This is a genomic window from bacterium (assembly GCA_016873475.1).
Lineage (GTDB): Bacteria > Krumholzibacteriota > Krumholzibacteriia > JACNKJ01 > JACNKJ01 > VGXI01.
This window is the reverse complement of record VGXI01000314.1, coordinates 1-2808: the sequence shown is the minus strand read 5'-3', so window position 1 is coordinate 2808 and position 2808 is coordinate 1. Positions and strand designations below refer to the sequence as shown.

The window sequence follows — 2808 nt, the reverse complement described above, 5'->3', positions numbered from 1 at the left end:
GTCGACTCGCCGCTCGGCCCGCTTCTGCTCGGCGCCACCGAGCGCGGCGTCTGCCTCTGTGAGTTCGCGGATCGCGGCGGGCGTGAGCGCATCGAGAAGCGCCTCTTCGAGCGCCACAAGCGCAGCGTGGTGGACGGCGACTCGCCGCACATCGCCGCGCTCGCACGGCAGCTCGCCGAGTACTTCGCCGGCAAGCGGCGCGACTTCGACCTGCCGCTAGACCTGGCCGGCAGCCCCTGGCAGCGCCGCGTCTGGGAAGGATTGCTGACGATCCCCTACGGTGAGACGCGCGGCTACGGCGAGCTCGCTGCGCAGCTCGGCAAGCCGGGCGGCGCGCGCGCCGTGGGCCGCGCCAACGGCGACAATTACGTCGCGATCGTCGTGCCCTGCCACCGCGTCATCGAGGCGAGCGGCGCCCTGCGCGGCTACGGCGGCGGCCTCGAGCGCAAGCGCTGGCTGCTGGACCACGAGCGCGGCGCGCCGCGGCTGGGGCTCTAGGGCACGCAGTGGGTTTGGTCGGCTGGGATTTGCGCGCTGCTGGCATGTGGGCTGCTTATCACATCGTGGGCGCTTGCCGCCTGAGCATGCTGGCGCTACACTTCGGGCGCTCCAGGCACCGAACCGTCAACGAGGTGGACAGTCATGAGCCAGAAGGCAAGCCGACCCGCTGAGCTTGGCCGCTACAGCATCCCTGAAGCGGCTCGCTACCTGCGGATTCCGCCGGCCACCCTGCGCTCCTGGGTGGTCGGCCGCGAGTACCCAACGGCAGCAGGACCGCATACCTTCAAGCCGATCATCCGCATCGCCGACGGCCGCCAGCGCCTGCTCTCCTTCGAGAACCTCATTGAAGCCCACGTACTCAGCGCTCTACGGGGCACGCACCAGGTGCGTGTGCAAGACATCCGGAATGCGATCCGTTATGTCGAGAGGGACCTGGGAATCTCGCGGTTGCTCCTGAGTCCCGAGCTGAAGGCGGCGGGCGGCCGGCTGTTCATCGAACGCTACGGCGAGTTGATGAACGTCGCCCAGTCGGGGCAGCTTGCCATGCGAGCCATCCTGGAAGGCTACCTCGAGCGGGTGACCTGGAAGAACGAGCGGCTCGCTGCTTTCTATCCCTTCATCGGTCAGCCGGGCCGCGCGGACGCACGGTCGATCCTCATCAGCCCCGACCTGGCCTTCGGCAGACCCGTGGTGGCCCGCCGAATCATTGCGACCGCGGTGATCACGGATCGCTTTGATGCTGGTGAATCCATTGCAGCCCTGGCCGCCGACTACGGCTTGGAGGCGGCCGAGATCGAGGCGGCGATCATCTACGAGCAGGCTGCTTGAGCAGGGTCTTCTTCGTCGATCGCGATCTCGGGAAGGCCTTCCCTGCAGCGCTCGCCGCAGCGGGGATCGAGGTCCGACCCTACTGCGCCGTCTTTGCTCGCGACGATGTCCTCGATGAGATCTGGCTGGCACACTGTGGCCGGCAGGGCTGGATCGCGTTGACCCATGATCGGAGCATTGGTCTCCGCCGTCGCTCGCCAGCAGCGTTTCCCGAGGTCTTCGCCTCCGGAGTCGGCCTGATCATCCTCATGGGGCATCGCAAGACCAGCGATTTGGCGGACGCCTTCATCTGCTCACGGACCAAGGTCGAGGCCTTCCTCGACCGCCATCCACCGCCGTTCATCGCAAAGTTCTACTCTTCCCCGGGTGCGCCAGAGGGCGAGAAACGCGGTCCGGGGCGAATCGAGATGATCGTGTCCGGGTCGACGCGCCGTTAGTAGATCAGCTTCACTTGGCCCCAGCTCGCGGCCTCGGCGGCTGTGGTGGCGAGGTAGGGCCCGCAGGTGCAGGGCTCGTCCGTGCAATTGAGCACGAAGCCGTAGCCCACGCAGCGGTGCTCGACGCCGTCGCCGTCCACCAGGCGCAGTTCGCCCGAGATCAGAGAAGGCGCGACGCCGAAGCGCCAGTCGTCGCCGAGAGCTGTCGTCGAGAGGACGAAGAGGTCCACGCGCCCCAGCGCCACGCGCCAGTCCGCCGCCAGCGGTGGATCGAAGGTGAGCGCCACACCGACCGCCGGGTCGCCGTCGACGAGCAGCGTGTGCCAGGTGTGGGTCACCAGGATGCCCTGCGCGAGGCCGGGCAGGTGGTCGAGACGGAACTCGACGCCGGCGACGGTCTCGACGCCGGCCCCGATCGTCTCGGCGAAGAGGTAGACCGGAATCGTCAGAAAGGGCGACTCCACATCATAGGAGCAGTCGTACAACTCGCCATGCTCGTCGGGATACGCGTCCGCGGTGAGCCAGAGGATCGGCTCCTCCCACGCCGATGCCGAGAGCGGAATCAGCAACACCAGCAATCCTGCAAGTCGCTTCATTTCCCCCCTCCCTTCGTCCCCGGAAGTCTAGCGACGAATCGTCACCGTCGCCACCCCCAGCGGCCGCCCCGCTGCGGTCCCCCGCGCCAGGTAGACACCGCTCGGCAGGCGCTCGCCCTGCGCGTCGACGCCGCCCCAGAAGAGCCGGCCCTCGCCCGCGCCGGCCGCCGCGCGCCCGGACCATACACGCCGCCCGGCCACGCTGAACACCGCCACCTCCACCTCGCTGCGCTCGGCCAGGCTCCAGGCGAGCCAGCTCCCCTCGGCACTCGGGTTGGGATAGGGCGCGAGCAGGCGCCCCGCCTCGGCGAGCTCGGCCGGCGGCGCCGCAGTGAGTTCGTCCACCGCGCAGGTGAAGACGCTGCGCCCGTAGGTGCCCGCGTAGAGCAGGCGATTCACCGAATCGAAGCCGAGATGGCTGACCACTGCGTTCGGCAGGTCGGGGC

At 68.6% G+C, this 2808-nt stretch carries 4 protein-coding genes; 3 read left to right on the top strand and 1 reads right to left on the bottom strand.

From position 1 onward, the window contains the following. From FJ251_15200 to FJ251_15190, 3 genes are all read left to right on the top strand, one after another. The coding region (locus FJ251_15200) for a methylated-DNA--[protein]-cysteine S-methyltransferase (protein ID MBM4119048.1) at positions 1-498 on the top strand (498 nt) is incomplete at its 5' end. A gap of 144 nt (positions 499-642) precedes the next feature. Further along, a complete protein-coding gene (locus FJ251_15195; protein MBM4119047.1) occupies positions 643-1329 on the top strand; it encodes a DUF433 domain-containing protein in 687 nt (228 codons plus the stop codon). Beyond that, a complete protein-coding gene (locus FJ251_15190) occupies positions 1326-1766 on the top strand; it encodes a hypothetical protein (GenBank protein MBM4119046.1) in 441 nt (146 codons plus the stop codon). The genes FJ251_15195 and FJ251_15190 overlap by 4 nt, the downstream gene beginning before the upstream one ends. Here FJ251_15190 and FJ251_15185 read toward each other — a convergent pair. Beyond that, positions 1763-2362 (bottom strand): hypothetical protein, encoded by a 600-nt coding sequence (locus FJ251_15185; protein MBM4119045.1) that lies wholly within the window; start codon positions 2360-2362, stop codon positions 1763-1765. The genes FJ251_15190 and FJ251_15185 overlap by 4 nt on opposite strands. Between the last annotated feature and the right edge of the window lie 446 nt (positions 2363-2808).

Excerpts from the sequence above, each read along its gene's own strand:
- FJ251_15195 (MBM4119047.1), top strand. The coding sequence starts at position 643 with ATGAGCCAGAAGGCAAGCCGACCCGCTGAGCTTGGCCGCTACAGCATC.
- FJ251_15185 (MBM4119045.1), bottom strand. The coding sequence starts at position 2,362 with ATGAAGCGACTTGCAGGATTGCTGGTGTTGCTGATTCCGCTCTCGGCA.